At 39.5% G+C, this 679-nt stretch carries 1 protein-coding gene; it reads left to right on the top strand.

Features of this window, described 5'->3' with window-relative positions; genetic code table 11:
* Nucleotides 1-368 precede the first annotated feature (368 nt).
* Nucleotides 369-679 (top strand): LysM peptidoglycan-binding domain-containing protein (locus AC2JF9_RS08095; RefSeq protein ID WP_500726779.1); only part of this gene is annotated, 311 nt, incomplete at its 3' end.

The raw sequence follows: 679 nt of genomic DNA, 5'->3' as shown, positions 1-679 counted from the left end.
CAACCGTAGCAACAACAAACTTTTTGTGGACATCAAGTCCACAGCAAATAGGGTAAACAATTTTGAGCATAAACACATCCCATAAAGTTTATAGTGGATAAAGCAGACATTGACTGTTTGCCATGTCATAAACAGGAATTGTTTACACAAAGATTAGTTTACGTGCTCGATGGCACACTTTTTTGTACTTGAAGACAGCAAACGGCACATCTTAATATGCGGGCAGTTTGGAACTGCACCACTCACCTCCCCGTGCTCTGTAGTGTATCTGCTTATCCAAATATATTATAGCAATATTAGGGGGGAGAGTAGATTCACTTTCATTAAATATTTGTGCCTTGAGCGCAGCGAAAGGAATGGAACTTAATATGAAAAAATCAATCTTGGCTTTCGCAGCAGTGGCTGCAATCTCAGGGAGTCTTGGAGCAAATGCATCCGCGCAGGATGTGAAAGTAAAAGATGGAGACACACTTTGGGGACTTTCTAAAAAATACGAAGTTTCAGTTGAAGAACTAAAGTCCTGGAATAACCTGGATTCCGATATGATCCGCACTGGGGAAGTGCTTAAGGTTTCACTTGAGGAGTATCATACAATCAAGCAAGGAGATACACTTTGGAATATTGCCAATAAATATGGCGTATCTGTAGATGATATTAAATCTTGGAATAAATTAACATC

The organism is Lactobacillus sp. C449L (genome assembly GCF_059900815.1).
The sequence above is the reverse complement of the archived record's forward strand: the minus strand, read 5'-3'. Positions and strand labels throughout refer to the sequence as shown.